The organism is Diaphorobacter sp. ED-3, from assembly GCF_027625375.1.
Lineage (GTDB): Bacteria > Pseudomonadota > Gammaproteobacteria > Burkholderiales > Burkholderiaceae_C > Diaphorobacter > Diaphorobacter nitroreducens.
On sequence record NZ_CP115182.1, the window covers coordinates 1,500,970 to 1,519,409 of the forward strand.

An 18,440-nucleotide genomic window follows, 5' to 3' on the forward strand; every position below is an offset into this window, starting at 1 on the left:
CGGTACACAAAAAAGTAGAACCAGCCAGCGTCAACCCTGGCGTATGTCCAAATGACGGTCATCGATATTCGAATTCAACGAATCACGCAGCTTTACGATTCTCTGGACCCTTCACCGCTCCATGAGAAAACACTGAGCCATGCTGTTGAAACCTATATCGTTGACTGTGCTGGTGAAGATGGTCGAGAAGAACCGCTTCGGCTTATGGTGCACGTCCCGACTCCGATCAGAGAGTACGAAGTCGAAATCACACGAGCGATTCACGCGCACTTTCAGGCGCAGCATGCACAGTGCAGGCGCCGATATCGCCGAAGGATGCGACAGGGCATGCGCTTTCTGTTCATAGGACTCGCCGTTCTGACGACGACACTGCTTGCACGAGCCTTATTGGTTGATCCGGGCAACAGCAAAGTGCATGTTGGGATTAGCGAAGGCTTGTTGATTATTGGTTGGGTGGCAATGTGGCGCCCGATAGAGGTCCTCTTATTCGAGCGTGCAGAGAACCACCAAAACATGGCGCTTCTTGAGCGTCTTTCCCAAATCGACGTGGAGTTCGCCCTTGAAGAGACTGCGGTGGACCCAGGGGAGAAAAGTGGTGAGACAAACGACCTGCGGGCACCGGCTTTGTTGCCTTGACGGCGAGAATACTTGGAGAACCCAACAAAAGGTGGCGTTGTTAGACAAGCCAGCACCGTAAGTCCTCTTTTCCATTGAGAGTTTCGACTCTAGGCGGCCGGAGCCGCGGAAATTCGGATCCTCTGTTTGTCTCTTGACCGTGCGAGGTCCGAGGTCTGCTGTTTTCGCGAGTTTGAGGGCAGACGGTTGCGTTTTTCATCTGGATTAGCGGAGACGACCGAGAACGGAGAGCTCCGGGAACGTCAAGTATCCGTCGCAGGTTGCAGGGCGATCACCGACATGCCGGCCAGCGCGATGGCCGCTCCCACGAAGTCCCAACGGGTCAAGGCAACACCGTCGACGACGTGCAACCAGACCAGCGCCACGGCGATGTACATCCCGCCGTAAGCCGCATAGGTTCGCCCGGCAGCTGTCGGGTGCAAGGTCAGCAGCCAAGCGAACAACGACAAGGAAACGGCAGCCGGCAAGAGCAGCCATGCCGACTTGCCCTGCTTTACGACCAGCCAGGGCAAGTAGCAGCCAACGATTTCAGCTACTGCCGTCACCGCAAACAGAATGGCAACTTTCAAGAGTTCCATCGTCACGCTTCCTGCAGCGCCTGGATCATCGGGCAACGCACCTGTCCCCTTGCGGCGCAGCAGCGCTGCACCAGTGCTTCCAGGACTGCCTCAATGCGGTGGAGATCGGCGAGCTTGGCGCGCACATCCCTGAGCTTGCGTTCGGCTTGTTCGCGGGCCTCGGGGCAATGCGACCCGTCCTCGAGCTTCAGCAAGTCCCCGACTTCGTCAAGGCTGAAACCCAGCCGTTGCGCCGATTTAATAAAGCGTACCCGGGCCAGATTTGCCTCGCCGTAGCGGCGGATGCCGCCCAGGGGGCGGTCGGGCTCTTGCACTAAGCCCTTGCGCTGGTAGAAGCGGATCGTCTCAACATTGACCCCAGCGGCCTCGGCTAAGCCACCGATGGTCAGGGTTTCGGTTGGTTCATTCATGGCACTTGACTCCGTACTTAACTACGGAAGTAAGCTTAAACGATGAAACCCGATTCCCCAACTGAAACTCGAAGCGGCGGCGGGCGTGGTGCGCTGTTAACCGGCGGTCTGGCGGCCATCCTCGCCTCCACTTGCTGCCTCGGGCCTTTGGTGTTGATTACGCTTGGCGTCTCCGGGGCATGGATTAGCAATTTGACCCTGCTCGAACCCTATCGGCCCATGTTCATCGGTGCCGCGCTTGTGGCACTGTTTTTTGCGTACAGGCGGATATGGCGAGCGCCAGCAGCCTGTGAGGCCGGGCAGGCTTGCGCGCTACCGCAAGTCAACCGAAGCCACAAGTCGTTGTTCTGGACCGTGGTGGCGCTAGTCATCGTCGCGCTCGGATTCCCGCTGATCGCTCCCTGGTTTTACTGAATGGAGATTGCTATGAAAAAACTCGTTGCTCTGGCCATGCTGGCCGCTTCTGCTTCGCCCCTCTGGGCTACCACGCAGAGTGTCACGCTGTCCGTGCCCGACATGAACTGCGCCACCTGCCCGATCACAGTCAAGAAGGCGCTTACCAAGGTATCCGGCGTCAGCAAGATCGACGTGAATCTGGATCGGCGCGAGGCCAAGGTGACGTTCGACGATACGAAGGCGAATGTCGAGGTCCTCACACGCGCCACCAGGAACGCAGGGTATCCCGCGACCGTGTTGGGAGACGCCAAGTGACTGCGGTGATACTGGAATCGACGCTGACCTGCCCCGAGTGCGGCCACGCCAAGACAGAGACGATGCCCACGGACGCCTGCCAGTGGTTCTACGAGTGCGAGCAATGTCACACCGTGCTAAAGCCCAAGTCGGGTGACTGCTGTGTGTACTGTTCTTACGGCTCAGTGCCTTGTCCTCCAATCCAGGAACGGGGGCACGCAGCCAATCTTGGGTTCGCGCCGGCCGGATCGCCCGATCGGAAATGAGTCAAGCGTCACGAGATCAATTCGGGCGCCAGGGACGCCATCACCACATCCGAGTTGAACTTCCGCAACACCGTTGTGCGGGCCCATGTGGCCATCAAACACGCCAACGTTCATCGGTGGCTGATATGCCAAGCCCCAAGAAGCACATGACAAAGATGTAATCTTTGAAACATATTCCGGTCAGCCTTGGTCTCGCAAAATGCATAACGTGCATTCACACAAGGTAGGTGGATACCAATGCGAAGTTCAACAACCTGAAAATCAGTGACCGAGGGTGCGATGCTGCGTGAGGAACTTATGCTGAGCCTGGATTGGACCGAAGAGGTGGTGCTGTTCAATGGCGACTCGCGTTATATCGGTAGTGCGGTCCTGGTGCCTGGCATGCGCAAGATCGTGCATGCGGCTACGCAGGCCATCAACGTAGAGAACCGATGAACAGCTACGAACTCCCCCCGGGTGCCGCGGGCTTGGTTGCCGCGCTTGCTGTCGGTCTGGTGATTGGCCTGGAGCGCGGCTGGCACGACCGCGAATTGCCGGAGGGTGGACGTGTCGCAGGCCTGCGCACCTTTGCGCTGACCGGACTGCTCGGTGGCGTGCTTGGGCATTTGCAGCCAGAGTTCGGCGCGTGGCCTTTGCTGGGTGCGCTGCTCGGACTCGCCCTGCTGCTGACGGTGTCCTACGCCCGTAACGCCAAACTGTCGGGCAACCTGAGTGCCACTACCCCGGTGGCAATGCTGCTCACTATGGTCCTAGGTGCCTTTGCGGCACACGGCAACATCACCTTGGCGTTGTCGGCAGCAGTGGTTGGCGCTGTGTTGCTGGACCTCAAGCCGACCTTGCACGGTTGGTTGCGTTTGATCGATCACCGCGAATTGACTGCATCGCTGCAACTGCTGGTGTTGTCCATGGTCATCCTGCCTTATCTGCCCAATACGGGCCTCGGGCCCTATGCCGCGCTCAATCCGTACCAGCTGTGGTGGGCAGTCATCCTGATTGCGGGCCTGTCGTTGACGGGTCACTTTGCCATGCGGATCACCGGCGCGCAAAGGGGTGTGCTGTGGACCGGTATCCTGGGAGGACTGGCATCTTCCACCGCAACCACGTTGGCTTTGGCTCGCTACGCACGCGAGCAGCCTTCGCTGACAGGCGCGGCGGTAGCCGGCACGTTGGCATCCTGTGGCGTCATGTTTTTTCGCATGGTCGTTCTGCTGGGTGTCATCCAGCCGGCGCTGCTGTCCACCTTCGGCAGCGCCCTGGTGGTCACTGGCGTGGCACTGCTGTGTATTGCGCTATGGGGGTGGCGCAAGTTGGACCGCACTGTAGTGGGGGAGGGCGCTGTCGGCGCGATGGCGCCATTCGACCTTGGCACCGCGCTCGGTTTTGGTGTGCTGCTCGCTGTCATGAGCGTCCTGGTGCCCGCGGCAAAGCAGTGGCTGGACACCAGCGGCCTCTATGTGCTGTCGGCGGTTTCAGGCCTTGCCGACGTGGATGCGATCTTGATCTCGGTCGCTCGGCTGCATGGTGCCGGTGGATTGTCCACGGGCGCCACCGTCACGGCGCTCGGTCTCGCGACATTGGCAAACATGGTGGCAAAGGTCGGCATCGCCTGGACGACAGGCGGCGCGCAGGTCGGTAAATCGGTTGTTTTCGGCTACCTGGGTGCGATGGCGTCCGGAGCTGCCGTATTGGCGCTGAGCGTGACGTTTTCGTGAGCGTCCACTGGCCACGTCTTCAGAATTTTTTGTGTTTGAACAATAGGGATCACCGCTATGGAAAAGTCATTTCATCGATTCTCTGAACTGTTTGCCCAGCTCGGCCTGCGCATGGATGCAGCAGGCATTGGGGAGTTCTTGGAGGCCCACTCTCCACTGCCGGCCGATGTGCTGCTGGCCGATGCCCCATTCTGGACGCCAGCTCAGGCGACTCTGTTGCGCGAAGAGCTTCTGGAAGATGCGGACTGGGCCGAAGTAATTGACCGGTTGAATGCCGCCTTGCGTGCACCCAAGGGGCGGTCATGATGCCTATGAGGAATCGTCTGTCGTTGGGGGTAGTCGTGGTGTCTCTGGCGCTGAGCTCGATGGTTCACGCGCAGGAGGCCAAGCTGGGATCGAGTGTCGAAGGGTTGCTGCAAGCGGCCAGGGATAGAAACCCAGAAATCGCCAGCATGCGTTTTGATGCGGATGCGGCAGCAGAGCGCGTCGCGCCTGCGGGCGCCTTGCCGGATCCGAAAATTCGAACCGAATTGCGTGACATCACGCGCATGGGAGAACAAAACCCCACGCTATTGCCAGGGCGCGTCGGAAGCACCCGCTACGTGCTGATGCAGGATTTTCCCTGGATGGGCAAACGCGGTCTGAAGCGTGAGGTGGCTGAGTCACAAGCACAAGCTGCGAGAAGCCGTGCAGCAGGCGCCTGGGTTGAACTGGCTGCCAAGATCAAGACGACTTATGCCGAGCTCTATTATCTGGACCAGAACGAACGCTTGTCGCGGGAAATTCTCGACCTGATGGCGCGATTGGAAAAAGTCGCGCAGGTCCGCTATGCGGGCGGGCTTGCTGCGCAACAGGATGTGATCCGTGCGCAGGTGGAGCAGTCCACCATGCGCAACGAACTGATTGCACTGGACGCTGAGCGTCGCCAACTCCAGTCCAAGTTGAATGCGCTCGTGGGGCGTCCGACCTCGGAGATTTTGGCTGCACCCGAGCAGATCCGCGCCTTGCCGTCGCCGGAGCAAGTCAGCTTCGCAGCGCTGGAAGGGCGCGCCCGGATGAACAATCCGCTGCTGCGCACGGAAGAGTCCCAGATCAGGGCGGCCGAGAAGAACCGCGAGCTGACCTACAAGAACCGCTATCCCGACTTCAACGTCGGTATCTCTCCGATTCAGTACCGAGGCTCGATCAAAGAGTGGGAGCTGATGGTCGAGTTGAATATTCCCCTGCAGCAAGACTCGCGGCGCGCCCAGGAGCGGGAGTCCGAGGCCATGTTGGCCGCTGCACGCTCACGCCAGGAAGTCGTCACGAATCAAGTCCTGGCAGACCTTTACGCCAACGTGGCAGGTTTTGAGTCCGCCCGGCGCTCTCTGGCGTTAACGACCGAAAGTCTCTTGCCGCAGTCGGAGTTGACCTTCCGCTCTGCGCTGGCTGGGTACCAGACGGGCAAGGTGGATTTTGCGACCTTGCTGGACGCGCAGCGCCAGATTCGTCAGTCCAAACTGAATCAGATCAAAGCCGGCGTGGAAGCGCAGAAGCGGCTTACCGAAATTGAACGCATCGTGGGAGAAGAACAATGACAACAGGTTTCAAGGCCGGCGTATTCCTGGCTATCGTCGCCGCAGGGTTGGCGGCGGGTGGTGGCTATTGGATGGGACAGCGCCAATCAGAAGCCCGCAGTGGTGACCAGACTGCGTCGCAGGGCGCCTCTGCCGGTCCTACCAAGAAGGAGCGCAAGGTACTTTTTTACCGTAACCCGATGGGGCTGCCCGACACATCTCCCACACCGAAAAAAGATCCAATGGGGATGGACTACATCGCGGTCTACGAGGGCGAGCAGGAAGAAGCAGAAACCAACTCCAATCAAATTCGCATCAGCACCGAAAAGATTCAGAAACTCGGCGTTCGCACCGAGGCGGTGAGTCTGCGCTCTCTGGACAAGGTGGTGCGTGCCGCCGGACGCATCGAACCAGACGAGCGCCAGACCTTCACCATCGCTGCCAAATTCGAGGGCTATGTTGAGCGTCTGCATGCCAACGTCACCGGACAGGCGGTGAGCAAGGGGCAGCCTCTCTTCGAGGTCTATAGCCCCGAACTGGTGTCTGCCCAGCGCGAGTACGCCATCGCGGCACAGGGTGTCGATGCGTTGAAGGATGCCTCTGGTGAGACACAGCGTGACATGCGTGAGCTGGCCGACTCCAGCCTGGCGCGGCTTCGCAATTGGGATATCTCGGACGAGCAGGTCAAGACCTTGGCCAAATCCGGCGACGCACGCCGCACGCTGACATTTCGCTCACCAGTGGCAGGGATCATCACCGACAAGAAGGCCATCCAAGGTATGCGATTCATGCCGGGCGAAATGCTCTACCAAGTCGCCAACCTGTCCTCGGTCTGGGTCATCGCCGATGTCTTCGAGCAAGACATCGGCTTGGTCAAGTCGGGGGGCAAGGCCAAGGTGCAAATCAATGCCTACCCAGACAAGGTGTTCCAGGGGACAGTCAGCTATGTGTATCCCACCCTGAAGCCTGAAACCCGAACGGTGCAGGTGCGCGTGGACTTGTCAAACACGGGTGGCTTGCTCAAGCCTGGCATGTTTGCCCAGGTGGAACTTCCGACCGCCAGCAAGGGGGCGGTTTTGACGGTGCCGACTTCGGCCGTGATTGACAGCGGCACGCGCCAGATCGTCCTGGTGCAGCTCAAGGAGGGACGATTCGAACCCCGCGATGTCAAAGTGGGCGCACGCAGCGACGACCGCATTGAAGTCACCGAGGGCGTTCGCGAGGGTGAGCAGGTGGTCATCGCTGCCAATTTCCTGATCGATGCAGAAGCCAACCTCAAGGCGGCCGTGGGCGGCTTTGGGCACTCCTCACATGGAGCTAAGTCGGAAGCACAAGGCACCCCTGATGCGAGCAAGCCCGCTGCCTCCGTCGGGCACCAAGGTGAGGGCAGGGTGGAGGAGTCTGATGCGAAGGCCGGCACGGTGACCATTGCCCATGGTCCCATACCCTCCCTCAAATGGCCTGCAATGTCCATGGAGTTCAAGGTCTCCAACAATGGGCTGATGGCGGGCTTGCAACCTGGCGCAGCGGTGGTCTTCGAGTTCGTTGAGCGTGGACAGGGTGAATGGGTGGTCACCTCCGTGAAACCCATGGGCAAAGCGGCGGCCACTCCGCACGCCGACCATAACTGATCTTAAGGGAACAACATGCTCGCGAAGATCATTGACTGGTCAGGAAGAAACAGCTTCCTGGTGCTCCTGGCCACGCTGTTTGTCATTGTCGCAGGGGTATTCGCGGTGTTGCGAACGCCTTTGGACGCCCTGCCGGACTTGTCCGACGTGCAGGTCATCGTCTACACCGAATACCCTGGACAAGCGCCCCAGGTGGTTGAGGATCAGGTCACCTATCCCTTGACCACCGCCATGCTGTCGGTACCCAAGTCCAAGGTGGTGCGCGGCTTTTCGTTCTTTGGAGCGTCCTTCGTCTACATCATCTTTGAGGATGACACAGACATCTATTGGGCGCGTTCGCGCGTGCTGGAATACCTCAATTTCGCATCCAGCCGAATGCCCAAGGGGGTCACGCCGCAAATTGGCCCTGATGCCACCGGTGTGGGTTGGGTCTACCAGTACGCTTTGATCGCCAAGGACCGGACGCTGGCCGAGTTGAGAACTTTGCAGGATTGGTACCTGCGCTACCAGCTGACCAAGGCGCATGGCGTCGCTGAGGTGGCATCCGTCGGTGGCTTTGTCCAGACCTACCAGATTACCGTCGACCCGGTGAAGCTGCGGGCCTACGGCATTCCGTTGGCCAAGGTGTCGCAGGTCGTGCGCGACTCCAATCGTGACGTCGGCGGCCGTGTGGTGGAGATGGCCGAGACAGAGTACATGGTGCGCGGAAAGGGCTATCTGCGCGGCGCGGCGGACATCGAGAACCTGGTCGTCAAGACCGAAAAAGGCACACCAGTATTGATTCGAGACATCGCTCGCGTTGAACTCGCTCCCGATGAACGGCGCGGCCTGACCGAACTCAACGGGGAGGGGGAGGTGGTCTCGGGCATCGCCATGGCCCGCTATGGCCAAAACGCCCTGGAAGTCATTCACAACCTGAAGGAGAAAATTACCGAAGTTTCGGCAGGGCTGCCGCAGGGCGTCAGCATCCAGGCTGTTTACGACCGATCTGACCTGATTCATCGGGCCATCGATACGCTCAAGCGAACGCTGATTGAGGAGAGCCTGATCGTTGCCCTGGTCTGCATGGTCTTTCTCATGCACATCCGTTCAGCCCTCGTGGCTATCTTGATGTTGCCCGTAGGGGTGCTGATCTCATTCATCGCGATGCGCTTGCTGGGCATGAATTCCAACCTGATGAGTCTGGGTGGTATCGCCATTGCGATCGGTGCCATGGTGGATGCGGCCATCGTCATGATCGAGAACGCCCATAAACACCTGGAGCGGCTCCCACCCGAGCACAACAGCAAGCAGCGGGTCGAGGCCATGATCGCCGCGTGCAAGGAGGTTGGCCCGGCACTGTTCTTCTCGCTGCTGATCATCACCGTGTCGTTTCTGCCCGTGTTCACGCTCGAATCACAGGAGGGGCGCATGTTCTCACCGCTGGCGTTCACCAAGACGTTTTCTATGGCAGGAGCGGCGCTGCTGTCGGTGACGCTGGTGCCGGTGCTCATGATGATTTTCATTCGCGGACGCATCATGCCGGAGTCCCGTAACCCGGTGAACCGGTTCCTGATCTGGGTCTACCGACCCATCATCGCTGGCGTGATGCGCTGGAAGAAAGTGACTATTGCTATTGCCCTGGTCGTGCTTGGGGTGTCGTTCTACCCGGCCAGCAAGCTGGGGTCCGAATTCATGCCGACACTCAATGAAGGCACTTTGCTCTACATGCCTGCTTCGCTGCCGGGCATGTCGATCACCAAGGCCGCCGAGTTGCTTCAGACGCAAAACAAGATCATCAAGAGTTTTCCAGAGGTTGAATCGGTCTACGGTAAGGCAGGACGGGCCAACACGGCCACCGACCCGGCACCGACCGAGATGTTCGAGACGGTCATCAACCTCAAGCCGGAGTCAGCGTGGCGATCTGGCATGACCACCGACAAATTGATCGCCGAGATGGACAAGGCACTGCAATTTCCTGGCGTCTCCAATGCCTGGACCATGCCCATCAAGGCGCGCATCGACATGCTGTCCACCGGTATCCGCACACCCATTGGTATCAAGGTCTTCGGCAAGGACTTGAACGAAATGGAACGCCTGGCGCGGGAGATCGAGACCGTAGTGAAATCTGTGCCCGGCACCACCTCGGCATTCGCGGAGCGGATCACAGGCGGCTTCTACCTGAACATCGAGCCCGACCGCGCCCAACTGGCACGCTACGGTCTGGCGGTGGGTGATCTGCAGGAGGTCATTGGTACGGCGCTCGGCGGTGACATGGTGACCACCACGGTGGAAGGGCGAGAGCGTTTTGGCGTGACGGTTCGCTACCCACGCGAATTGCGGTCTGACCCGCAGCAGATCGCCCGTGAAGTGCTGGTGCCGACGATGGATGGAGCCATGGTTCTGCTGGGCCAGGTTGCCCGCGTGGAGGTGGCCAAGGGCGCCCCGGGTATCCGTACCGAAAATGCGCTGCTATCTGCCTACATTTTTGTGGACATCCGTGAGCGTGACATCGGTGGCTACGTCGCCGAGGCGCGCAAAGCAGTGAATGACCAGGTCAAGTTCCCGCCCGGCTACTACGCCACATGGAGCGGTCAGTTTGAGTCCATGGAGCGTGCCATCGAGAAAATGAAACTCGTTGTGCCAGTAACGCTGTTGCTCATTTTCCTGCTGCTGTACCTGAACTTCAGGCGACTGACGGAGACTTTGATCGTCATGCTGTCGGTGCCGTTCGCGTTGGTTGGCGGCGTCTGGCTGATGTGGTGGCTTGGCTACAACCTCTCTGTCGCAGTTGCTGTGGGCTTCATTGCCCTGGCGGGTGTGGCCGCTGAAACCGGGGTCGTCATGCTGATCTACCTGGACCACGCCTGGGAAGAGATCAAGGAAAAACGCCGCTCTGAAGGGAAAGAGCCAGGAGTTGGTGACCTTTACGAGGCAGTCATGGATGGAGCCGTCGAACGGGTTCGTCCCAAGATGATGACGGTCGTTGCCATTATGGCGGGCCTGCTACCCATTATGTGGGGGACCGGCACCGGCTCGGAAGTGATGAGTCGCATTGCCGCACCGATGGTCGGTGGCATGATTTCTTCGACCGTGCTCACGCTGGCTGTGATTCCGGCGCTCTACGCGCTGGTCAAACAGTTTGAACTTCGAAGGCAGCGTGCTTCGGGAACGGATTCGCATCCATCCGACCCAGTCTGGAGCCGTGAAGTTTGAGCCATGGACGCTGGCCCTTGGCGTCGACGCGGAGCGTGGGACAGGGTCTAAAAGGAGGCGCTTTACTTGTTTCACCAACTGCTCTGACCCCTCTCTCAATGCACAACACATCAAACTGCGAGTTGACCTCCTTTGAGCGGCTCAACCGCGACTGCTTCTGTCTGAGCCTGGATCCTGCGGCGCTGGCGGCTGCGCTCGATGCCGAGTTGGGCTCTCCGAGCTTGTCGCAGCTAGTGCGCGACCGATGCCCCTACCTGTTTGCTGCGCAGCCGGTCTTCGTGGCGCGGCCTCCTCTCGAACGAATGGCCCGCGTCGTGCAAGCCATCGAGGCAGTGGTGGCACTCCCGGCCTACCGGGAGCAGGTCTTGGCGGATGCCCCCGCCATTGCGCGGGACGGCACCGGTGGCTCCCAGGGCGTGTTCTTCGGCTATGACTTCCATCTGGACCAAGACCGTCTCGGTTTGATCGAAATCAACACGAACGCTGGTGGTGCGATGCTGAATGCGGTGCTGGCCCGTGCTCAGCGCAGCTGCTGTCAGGCTGTGCATGCAATGGTGCCCGGCCGAGCAGGAGTCACAACGTTCGAGCAGCGGCTGGTGGACATGTTCCGCCGTGAGTGGCGGCTGGCCGGTCACTCACGGCCGTTGGTCTCGATCGCTATCGTGGACGAAGCGCCGCAGCAGCAATACCTGTATCCAGAGTTCCTGCTGTTCCGGCAGCTGTTTGAGCGCCATGGACTGCAGGCCATCATTGTCGATCCCTCCGAGCTGGCGTGCCGTCACGGCAGGCTCTGGCACGGCGAACTCGCCATCGACGTGGTTTACAATCGTGTCACAGATTTTTATCTGGATCTGCCTGCCAACGCCGTGCTGCGACAGGCTTGGCTGGAACAGGTAGCGGTTCTCACGCCCCATCCGACGGCGCACGCGCTATACGCCGACAAGCGGCGACTGGCCTTGTTCAGTGACGATGGTGCGCTGCGGGAGCTGGGCGTTGCTGACGACGACAGGAAGGTGCTGCTGGCGAACGTGCCGCGCACCGAAGTGGTCGATGAGGCACATGGTGACCGGCTGTGGGCGGCTCGTCGTAGCCTGTTCTTCAAACCCGCGGCGGGCTTCGGTAGCCGCGCCGCGTACCGAGGTGACAAACTCACGCGCCGGGTCTGGCAGGAGATCATGACGGGAGCCTATGTAGCACAGGCCCTCGTGCCTCCGGGCGAACGCGTCATTGCGAATACGGAGGGACTGCAGTCCATGAAATTCGATTTGCGCGCCTACGCCTATGCCGGCGACGTTCAGTGGGTTGCTGCACGCGTGTATCAGGGACAAACCACGAACTTCCGCCAGCCGGGCAGTGGCTTTGCCCCCGTCTACACCACCGTGGATGGCTCCGGCCGCGGAATGTGCGACTCGGATGGTGAACACGCGTCCTATGTGTTCCTGCTCGACGAGGCGGGCGAGGTGCACGCGTTGCCGCATGTGCTGTATGTGGCGCTTGCCAGGGGCCAGGCCTTGGCACCGATATTTGCGGACCAAACTCTGCGCCTAGCGGACTGGTATGTACGGCTTCGGGCCGATGGGGTGCCGGGTGCTGTGGTCAACGAGACCTATGGGTTTGTTCGCTTCGACCGAGAGGGGCGGTTCAAATTGGAGGCTGCGCCAGGAGATGCAGCATGGCCTACTCCTGAGGAGCGCCGACGGATGCAGGAGCTGCTATTCTCCATAGACTTGGAGCCCAACGGCGCCTGATCATAGGAGCCGGTAGGAGGGTGGGCCGCCCAACGAAGTGAATCATTTGGGTTGCTGCAAGAATGGTCAGACGATGATGCGTGGCTTCTGGCCTGGCAAAATGCAGATGGTCACGTCGCATGGGCGAGGACCAACTCCCACCAGATGCACGCAGCGACCAATCCCATCTCAAAAGTTACGGGGCACAGGTTTCTTTGGCGGCTTTTGCGCCATCTTTGCAGGCCTTGACTTCGGCCTCATAACGCGCCTTGCGCAATTGGTTCAGGTATGGCGTCGTCTGTGCGCGCGGGCCATGGTCGAGCTGCAATACGAGTTTCTTGGGAGGGCAGACCTTTTCTTGGTCTGGAGCGGCACTGGCCGAGAGACTGAAGCCAAGGGTCGTGGCGCCAACGAGAGCGATGAGCAAGTATTTCATGATGAACTCCTTGGATAGGAAAACCGAACGTATGAATCAGCGAGGCACAGGGCTGCCGGCTGACTGCGCCAACAGCGGTACGCGAAGCGCAAGGGCACGCTTTTTTCTGTTTTTGACAGATCCCGGGGTTTCTGTGCCAACGTCGAAGGTTTTTTCCGCAGTTGCCACGCCGCCTGTTTAGATTCCTCGGCCTCCCCGGAAACCCGCTGCAACCCCAACTGGCAATCAACCCCGGTAGTAGAGACGCAGACGCGCGTCGCGTTCTTCAGGGGACTCGCTCCGCAATTCGTTGATTACTTGCTCACGCGTCTTGCCTGGACCTGCCGCATCAGGAGTGCGGATCGGGAAGTTGCTTTGGCCGTAAGAAAGTCGTCCTTGCTGCATAGCAGCCTTAGTTTCGGCGATGACTTGCTCTCGCGTCTTCTCGCTCTTGAAGTGTTCCGGGTGAACGATGACGCCCTTTTCGTTGTTGGCGGGATGCTCGTACGCTGCCGAAGCAATCCCTGGAAGGCCCAGGGTAACCACTGCGGCCGCGGCGGCAATCATGGAAGAAAGGGAGAGGCGTTTTTGGATCATGGTTGAAGCTCCTAGCGATAGTGAATAAAACTTGCATCTCTCATGCCTTGCTTGGGCGTTGAGGAGATGTGTTCATCGTAGGGAGCGCACCCCAACAGAATCTAGACAGCCCGATGATATTTTTGTCAGGGAGCGGCGCGAACTGGAGCGCAAGTTGGTGGACCTGCGCGGGGGGTAAACACGGAGGACGGAGAATCTACCTCAAGGATACGCGCCTATCACGGCAGCAGTCCGGGTGCCATTGGGCAGCCCCTGGCTTACGCGCACCCTCCAGCGATGTGGCTCCAGCGAGCTATCGCAAGCGATTGATAGGTGGTTGTGGGTCCGCAGGCGTGCCAACAAGTGCGGCGATGATGGGGCAGGGAAACGCCTGCCCCGTCTCCTCGCACCGCGCGAGCATGTCACGCAGTGCACCTCGCATGCGCTCCAGATCCCCGACCTTCTCATCGATTTGCTCAAGGCGTCGCTGCGTCACCGTCTGGATGGCCCGGCGATTCCGTCCGTCCTCCAGGTCTAGCAGCGATCCCACCTCATCCAACGAGAAGCCCAGGCTCTGCGCCCGCTTGATAAAGCCGATCCGCTGAACCATTGAAGCGGGGTAACGCCGGAAACTGCCTGCGGCTTTCGGGACCGGCAAAAGCCCGCGACCCTGGTAGTAGCGAATCGTCTCTACACCGACGCCAGCGACTTTGGCCAGTCTGCCGACCGTCATCCAATCGCCCGGGCCTTCGTTCATCGAGGGATCTACCGTTTTCTTCATAGCCATGGCAGGATAACGCTGTACCGCGTAGTTGACCCCTGTCTCCATTTGATTAAGATCAAGATCTCGCAGCTTGCCTAAGCATAGGATTGCTGTTATTGGCTATATAGGCCGCACATGCGCACACATCTCAACCCTCGTAGGATTCGTGCCATCGCGTGGATGGTGCTGGGGGTATGGTTGTTTGCGCTTGCGGCCGGGATGGCGAATGCCTGCCTGTTGGAGTCCCCGGAGCCGCACCACTATGCGTCAGGGTATGAACACGGCAATGGCCACTCCCATGGGGGTCATGAGGGCGCCCACGAAAAGCATGAAGAGGGGAGCCAGGACCCGTCGAAGGCACCTTGCCTGAAACTTTGCGGAGAGGTCAACCAGTCGGCAATTCAGAAGACGCCGACCTTTGCGTTCGACCTTATTGGGCTTCCGCCCCCTTCCTATACTGCCTGGGAACCGGCCCCGGCGCTGGCTCTGCGAGCCATCCTATTGAGGAGCCCCCAGCGGGCTCACCCACAGCCGCCTGCTTGGCTGCTGTTTGCACGTCTCGCGTTATAGCCCCTCCTGTGAGCGCTGTGCCGGCTATGTCCCGCACGCGTCTCGTACGCCTTGACTCTGTACCCGGCTACGGAGTTCTCATATGGGATTTGTCTTCTGGAAGCGCCACTTGGCTCGACCAGACGACAAAAGCCAGCGGCTAAAGGAGAAAGAAATGACATTCGTGCGCTCCATCGCGGTCGTCTTCGGCGCCGCCCTCGTCAGTTTGTTTTCATTCGCGCAAGACGACCATCAGGCCCATCATCCTGCGGGTTCGAGCGCCCCTGGGACTTCGGCTCTAGTGGCGCCGAGCTTCGAGGGCATGCCGGAGCACTCGCGGATCAATGCTGCCTGGAACGAGCAGGCGTAACGGAGAACCCCATGGCAAAGAACAAGAAGGCCGCGACAGGCGCGACGAAAAAGGCTCATGCGGACGTGACCGATGTCGCGCACAACCCGTCGCGCGACGAGGCAACGGAACGCTCGATCGGCCGCGAGGACTATGAGGCGCAGTTGCACATGCTGCAGATAGAACTCGTGAAGCTGCAGCGCCATTTCATCAAGTGCAGCGACCGGATCCTCATCCTCTTGGAGGGACGGGACAGTGCGGGCAAGGATGGCAGCATCAAGCGGCTCGTCGAACACCTGAGTCCGCGGGAAACCCGGGTCGTCGCGCTCGGCAAACCCTCCGATCGGGACCGCACCAGTTGGTACTTCCAGCGCTACGTGCCGCACCTACCGGTCGGCGAAGAACTCGTTGTGTTCAACCGTAGCTGGTACAACCGCGCCGGCGTGGAGCCGGTGATGGGTTTCTGCACGGCTGAGCAGCACGAGGAGTTCATGAACTCAGTGCCGAAGTTCGAGGAGATGCTGGTCAACTCCGGCATCAAGCTGCTGAAGTATTACCTCGACATCGGGAAGAAAGAGCAGACCCGCCGGCTCGGTGAACGCCGCCGAGACCCGCTCAAGCAATGGAAATCAAGTCCGGTCGACGCCGTGGCGCTGAAGCACTGGGACGGCTACACGCGTGCGCGCGACGAGATGTTCATACGCACGCACACCGCTGCCGCTCCCTGGTCCGTCGTGCTCGCCGACAACAAGCGAGTCGCCAGGCTCAACCTGATCAGGGACGTCCTCTCGCGGCTCCACTACGCGGGCAAGAAGCACAAGCTCATCGCGCCCGACCGGGAGATCGTCTTCGAGTTCTCGCAGGACTGCCTGGATTCCGGCCGACTCGCACGTTGACACATCGAACAGAACCAACAGTAAGAACCATCCATGAAGGCAATCAACGTTGAAGTCGGAGGGCTCATATCGAGCCTGAGCGCGGAGGGAGTACGTCGCAAGTTGCTGCAGCTTCCCGGCGTCCATCACGCGGATGTCAACTACGTTGCGGGAAGCGCAACGGTCCATCTCGACGAACGGCAGCTCAGTGTCGAGGATCTGCGCCGCCGGATCGTGGAGTGCGGCTATCACTGCAGTGGCGAGCAGACGCCTAAGCATGTGTGTGATCCCGCCACGGGCAGTACGGCGGGCCAGAGCCATGACGGACACGCCGATCACGCCGTGTCTGCGAAGCAGGAGGATCACGCGGTGCATTCGGGGCACGCCCATGCAGCCGGAGCGACTGCGACGACGGCCGCCTCGCCGGCCTCCCATGTCGGGCACCAGGGCCACGCAGGCGAGCCCGCCATGGCCGACATGATGCACGACATGGGGCACGGGTCTGGGTCGATGCAGGACATGGCCCGGGACATGCGCAATCGGTTCTTCGTGTCCCTGATCTTTTCGATTCCGGTGTTTCTCTATTCGCCGATGGGGAAGATGTTCGGCGACTTCCAGACGCCGTTCGGGCTGGACAACAAGCTCTTTCTTTTCATCTTTGCGAGCGCGGCAATCCTCTATCCCGGGTGGCCTTTCTGCATCGCTGCGTGGCGCGCTTTGCGCAACGGTGTCGCCAACATGGCCACGCTGGTCGTGCTGTCGGTGGGCGTGGGATACCTGTTCAGCGTCGGAGCGACCTTCTTCTACGAGGGTGAGGTGTTCTATGAAGCGGCGTCAGTGCTGCTGGTTTTCATCCTGCTGGGCCACTGGTTAGAGATGCGCGCCCGCGCGGGTGCGTCCGACGCGATTCGCGCGCTGATGGATCTCGCGCCACCGATGGCCACCGTCGTGCGCAACGGTGTCGAGACCAAGGTGCCAACCGCCGAGGTCGTGGCCGGTGAACTGGTGGTGATCAAGCCCGGCGACAAAATCCCGGTGGATGGCGAGATCGTCGAAGGAGCCTCGCAGGTAGACGAGTCGATGCTGACCGGCGAGTCGATGCCGGTCAAGAAGGTGGTAGGCAGCACCGTCGTGGGCGCCAGCATCAACAAGAGCGGGAGCTTCCGCTACAAGGCCACGAAGGTCGGTGCGGACACGGCATTGGCCCAGATCGTCAAGCTGGTCCAGGAGGCCCAGAACTCGAAGGCACCCGGCCAGCTGCTGGCCGACCAGGCGTCGCAGTGGCTGGTGCTGGCGGCGATCGTGATTGGCCTGTTGACCTTCAGCGTCTGGTACTGGGTGATGGGCCAGACGCTGCTATTCGCACTCACCTTGACCATCACGGTATTCGTGATCGCATGCCCTGATGCGCTGGGCCTGGCCACGCCGATGGCCATCATGGTCGGGACCGGCCTGGGTGCGATGAACGGCATCCTCTTCAAGAACGCGGCCGCGCTGGAGAACGCTACCAAGCTGACAGTGGTGGTGTTCGACAAAACCGGCACCTTGACACTCGGGCAGCCCGATGTCGTCGAGATCGTGGCCGCGCCCGGTGTCGAAGAGGCGCGGCTTCTGGCGACGGCCGCCGCGGTGGAGAAGTTCTCCGAGCACCCCCTTGCACTCGCAGTGCTCAAGCGTGCGGGGGACATGCCGACGGAGGTCACCGAGAACTTCACCAACATCGATGGGCAAGGTGCACGGGCCACCATCGGGGGCGAGAGGGTGCTGCTCGGGAACCGGCTGCTGATGCAGTCGGAGCAGGTAGACCTGACCGTCCTCGCCAGCGAGGCAACGCGGCTGCAAGGCGGCGGGCGCACGGTGGTCTATGTCGCGCGCGGCGGCCGGCTGATCGGCCTCATCGCAATCGCGGACGCCGTCCGGCCGACCTCGCGCGAGACGATCTCCAAGCTGCAGGCGCGGGGCGTGAAGGTCGCGATGCTGACCGGCGACAACCAGGCGACCGCCGAGCGCATCGGCAAGGAACTGGGCATCGACATCGTCCTTGCGGACGTGCTGCCCGGCCAGAAGGCATCCAAGATCAAGGAGTTGCAGCAGCAGGGCCACAAGGTGGGCATGGTCGGCGACGGCATCAACGACGCTCCAGCGCTGACCCAGGCCGACGTCGGTTTTGCGATCGGCGCCGGGACGGATGTCGCCATGGAAAGCGCCCAGGTGGTGTTGATGAAAAGCGACCCGTACGACGTCGTCGGGGCCATCGAGCTCTCTCGCGCAACGCTGCGCAAGATGCACCAGAACCTATGGTGGGCCGTGGGCTACAACGTGGTCGCCTTCCCGCTTGCGGCTGGGGTGTTGTACCCCTTCACGCTGTCGCCGGAGGTTGCCGCGTTGTCGATGTCCGGCAGTTCTGCGATAGTGGCCATCAATGCACTAATGCTCAAACGCACGCGCTTACCGGGCATCAAGCGCGTCACGTCGCGCACCTCCGCTCAAGCGGTCGCGTGAGCCCGTGCTG

Annotated in this window: 19 protein-coding genes; 14 read left to right on the plus strand and 5 right to left on the minus strand. The window is 60.5% G+C overall.

The features are described 5' to 3' along the window. Window positions 1-51: 51 nt before the first annotated feature. A complete protein-coding gene (locus PCQ86_RS07345; protein ID WP_011804765.1) occupies window positions 52-636 on the plus strand; it encodes a hypothetical protein in 585 nt (194 codons plus the stop codon). A gap of 242 nt (window positions 637-878) precedes the next feature. On the opposite strand, the gene PCQ86_RS07350 is transcribed toward PCQ86_RS07345, so the two are convergent. Both PCQ86_RS07350 and merR read right to left on the minus strand, forming a co-directional pair. After that, complete coding sequence (locus PCQ86_RS07350) at window positions 879-1,214, minus strand: YnfA family protein (protein WP_005795281.1); 336 nt, start codon at window positions 1,212-1,214, stop codon at window positions 879-881. Between the two features lie 2 nt (window positions 1,215-1,216). Continuing rightward, on the minus strand, window positions 1,217-1,624 hold the full coding sequence (merR, locus tag PCQ86_RS07355; RefSeq protein WP_005795284.1) for an Hg(II)-responsive transcriptional regulator: 408 nt from the start codon (window positions 1,622-1,624) through the stop codon (window positions 1,217-1,219). A 42-nt stretch (window positions 1,625-1,666) separates the two neighbouring features. Here merR and merT point away from each other — a divergent pair, with 42 nt between their 5' ends. From merT to PCQ86_RS07405, 10 genes are all read left to right on the plus strand, one after another. After that, on the plus strand, window positions 1,667-2,038 hold the full coding sequence (merT, locus tag PCQ86_RS07360) for a mercuric ion transporter MerT (protein ID WP_011804766.1): 372 nt from the start codon (window positions 1,667-1,669) through the stop codon (window positions 2,036-2,038). 12 nt (window positions 2,039-2,050) lie between these two features. Continuing rightward, on the plus strand, window positions 2,051-2,335 hold the full coding sequence (gene merP, locus PCQ86_RS07365; RefSeq protein WP_005795286.1) for a mercury resistance system periplasmic binding protein MerP: 285 nt from the start codon (window positions 2,051-2,053) through the stop codon (window positions 2,333-2,335). Then, window positions 2,332-2,580, plus strand: coding sequence for a GDCCVxC domain-containing (seleno)protein (locus PCQ86_RS07370; protein WP_005795288.1), 249 nt, complete (start codon window positions 2,332-2,334; stop codon window positions 2,578-2,580). The genes merP and PCQ86_RS07370 overlap by 4 nt, the downstream gene beginning before the upstream one ends. Window positions 2,581-2,877: 297 nt before the next feature. Continuing rightward, the gene (locus PCQ86_RS07375; RefSeq protein ID WP_162143898.1) at window positions 2,878-3,015 is read left to right on the plus strand and encodes a hypothetical protein; all 138 of its coding nucleotides are present in this window, start codon (window positions 2,878-2,880) and stop codon (window positions 3,013-3,015) included. Beyond that, the gene (locus tag PCQ86_RS07380; RefSeq protein WP_041835943.1) at window positions 3,012-4,292 is read left to right on the plus strand and encodes an MgtC/SapB family protein; all 1,281 of its coding nucleotides are present in this window, start codon (window positions 3,012-3,014) and stop codon (window positions 4,290-4,292) included. Before PCQ86_RS07375 ends, PCQ86_RS07380 begins: the two co-directional genes overlap by 4 nt. 57 nt (window positions 4,293-4,349) lie before the next feature. Continuing rightward, window positions 4,350-4,598 (plus strand): DUF2789 domain-containing protein, encoded by a 249-nt coding sequence (locus PCQ86_RS07385; protein WP_011804768.1) that lies wholly within the window; start codon window positions 4,350-4,352, stop codon window positions 4,596-4,598. Continuing rightward, entirely contained in the window at window positions 4,595-5,869 is a 1,275-nt protein-coding gene (locus tag PCQ86_RS07390) for a TolC family protein (RefSeq protein ID WP_011804769.1), read from the plus strand. Before PCQ86_RS07385 ends, PCQ86_RS07390 begins: the two co-directional genes overlap by 4 nt. Beyond that, entirely contained in the window at window positions 5,866-7,479 is a 1,614-nt protein-coding gene (locus tag PCQ86_RS07395) for an efflux RND transporter periplasmic adaptor subunit (RefSeq protein ID WP_011804770.1), read from the plus strand. Before PCQ86_RS07390 ends, PCQ86_RS07395 begins: the two co-directional genes overlap by 4 nt. A gap of 15 nt (window positions 7,480-7,494) precedes the next feature. Continuing rightward, a complete protein-coding gene (locus PCQ86_RS07400; protein WP_270175150.1) occupies window positions 7,495-10,674 on the plus strand; it encodes an efflux RND transporter permease subunit in 3,180 nt (1,059 codons plus the stop codon). Between the two features lie 98 nt (window positions 10,675-10,772). Further along, on the plus strand, window positions 10,773-12,422 hold the full coding sequence (locus tag PCQ86_RS07405; RefSeq protein ID WP_041836035.1) for a hypothetical protein: 1,650 nt from the start codon (window positions 10,773-10,775) through the stop codon (window positions 12,420-12,422). Between the two features lie 175 nt (window positions 12,423-12,597). Here the strand turns inward: PCQ86_RS07405 and PCQ86_RS07410 are convergent, their stop codons facing one another. From PCQ86_RS07410 to PCQ86_RS07420, 3 genes are all read right to left on the minus strand, one after another. Next, window positions 12,598-12,837, minus strand: a complete 240-nt coding sequence (locus PCQ86_RS07410) for a hypothetical protein (protein WP_005795304.1) — start codon at window positions 12,835-12,837, stop codon at window positions 12,598-12,600. 225 nt (window positions 12,838-13,062) lie between these two features. Further along, window positions 13,063-13,413, minus strand: a complete 351-nt coding sequence (locus PCQ86_RS07415; RefSeq protein ID WP_005795305.1) for a DUF4148 domain-containing protein — start codon at window positions 13,411-13,413, stop codon at window positions 13,063-13,065. A gap of 292 nt (window positions 13,414-13,705) precedes the next feature. Further along, a complete protein-coding gene (locus PCQ86_RS07420; protein WP_232504739.1) occupies window positions 13,706-14,179 on the minus strand; it encodes a MerR family transcriptional regulator in 474 nt (157 codons plus the stop codon). 628 nt (window positions 14,180-14,807) lie between these two features. On the opposite strand from PCQ86_RS07420, the gene PCQ86_RS07425 reads away from it, so the two are divergent. The 3 genes from PCQ86_RS07425 to PCQ86_RS07435 are packed head-to-tail and all read left to right on the plus strand — an operon-like array spanning window position 14,808 to window position 18,430. After that, window positions 14,808-15,074, plus strand: coding sequence for a hypothetical protein (locus tag PCQ86_RS07425; RefSeq protein WP_232476753.1), 267 nt, complete (start codon window positions 14,808-14,810; stop codon window positions 15,072-15,074). 11 nt (window positions 15,075-15,085) lie between these two features. Beyond that, complete coding sequence (gene ppk2, locus PCQ86_RS07430) at window positions 15,086-15,949, plus strand: polyphosphate kinase 2 (protein ID WP_005795313.1); 864 nt, start codon at window positions 15,086-15,088, stop codon at window positions 15,947-15,949. 33 nt (window positions 15,950-15,982) lie between these two features. After that, window positions 15,983-18,430 (plus strand): heavy metal translocating P-type ATPase, encoded by a 2,448-nt coding sequence (locus PCQ86_RS07435; RefSeq protein WP_005795314.1) that lies wholly within the window; start codon window positions 15,983-15,985, stop codon window positions 18,428-18,430. Window positions 18,431-18,440 lie beyond the last annotated feature (10 nt).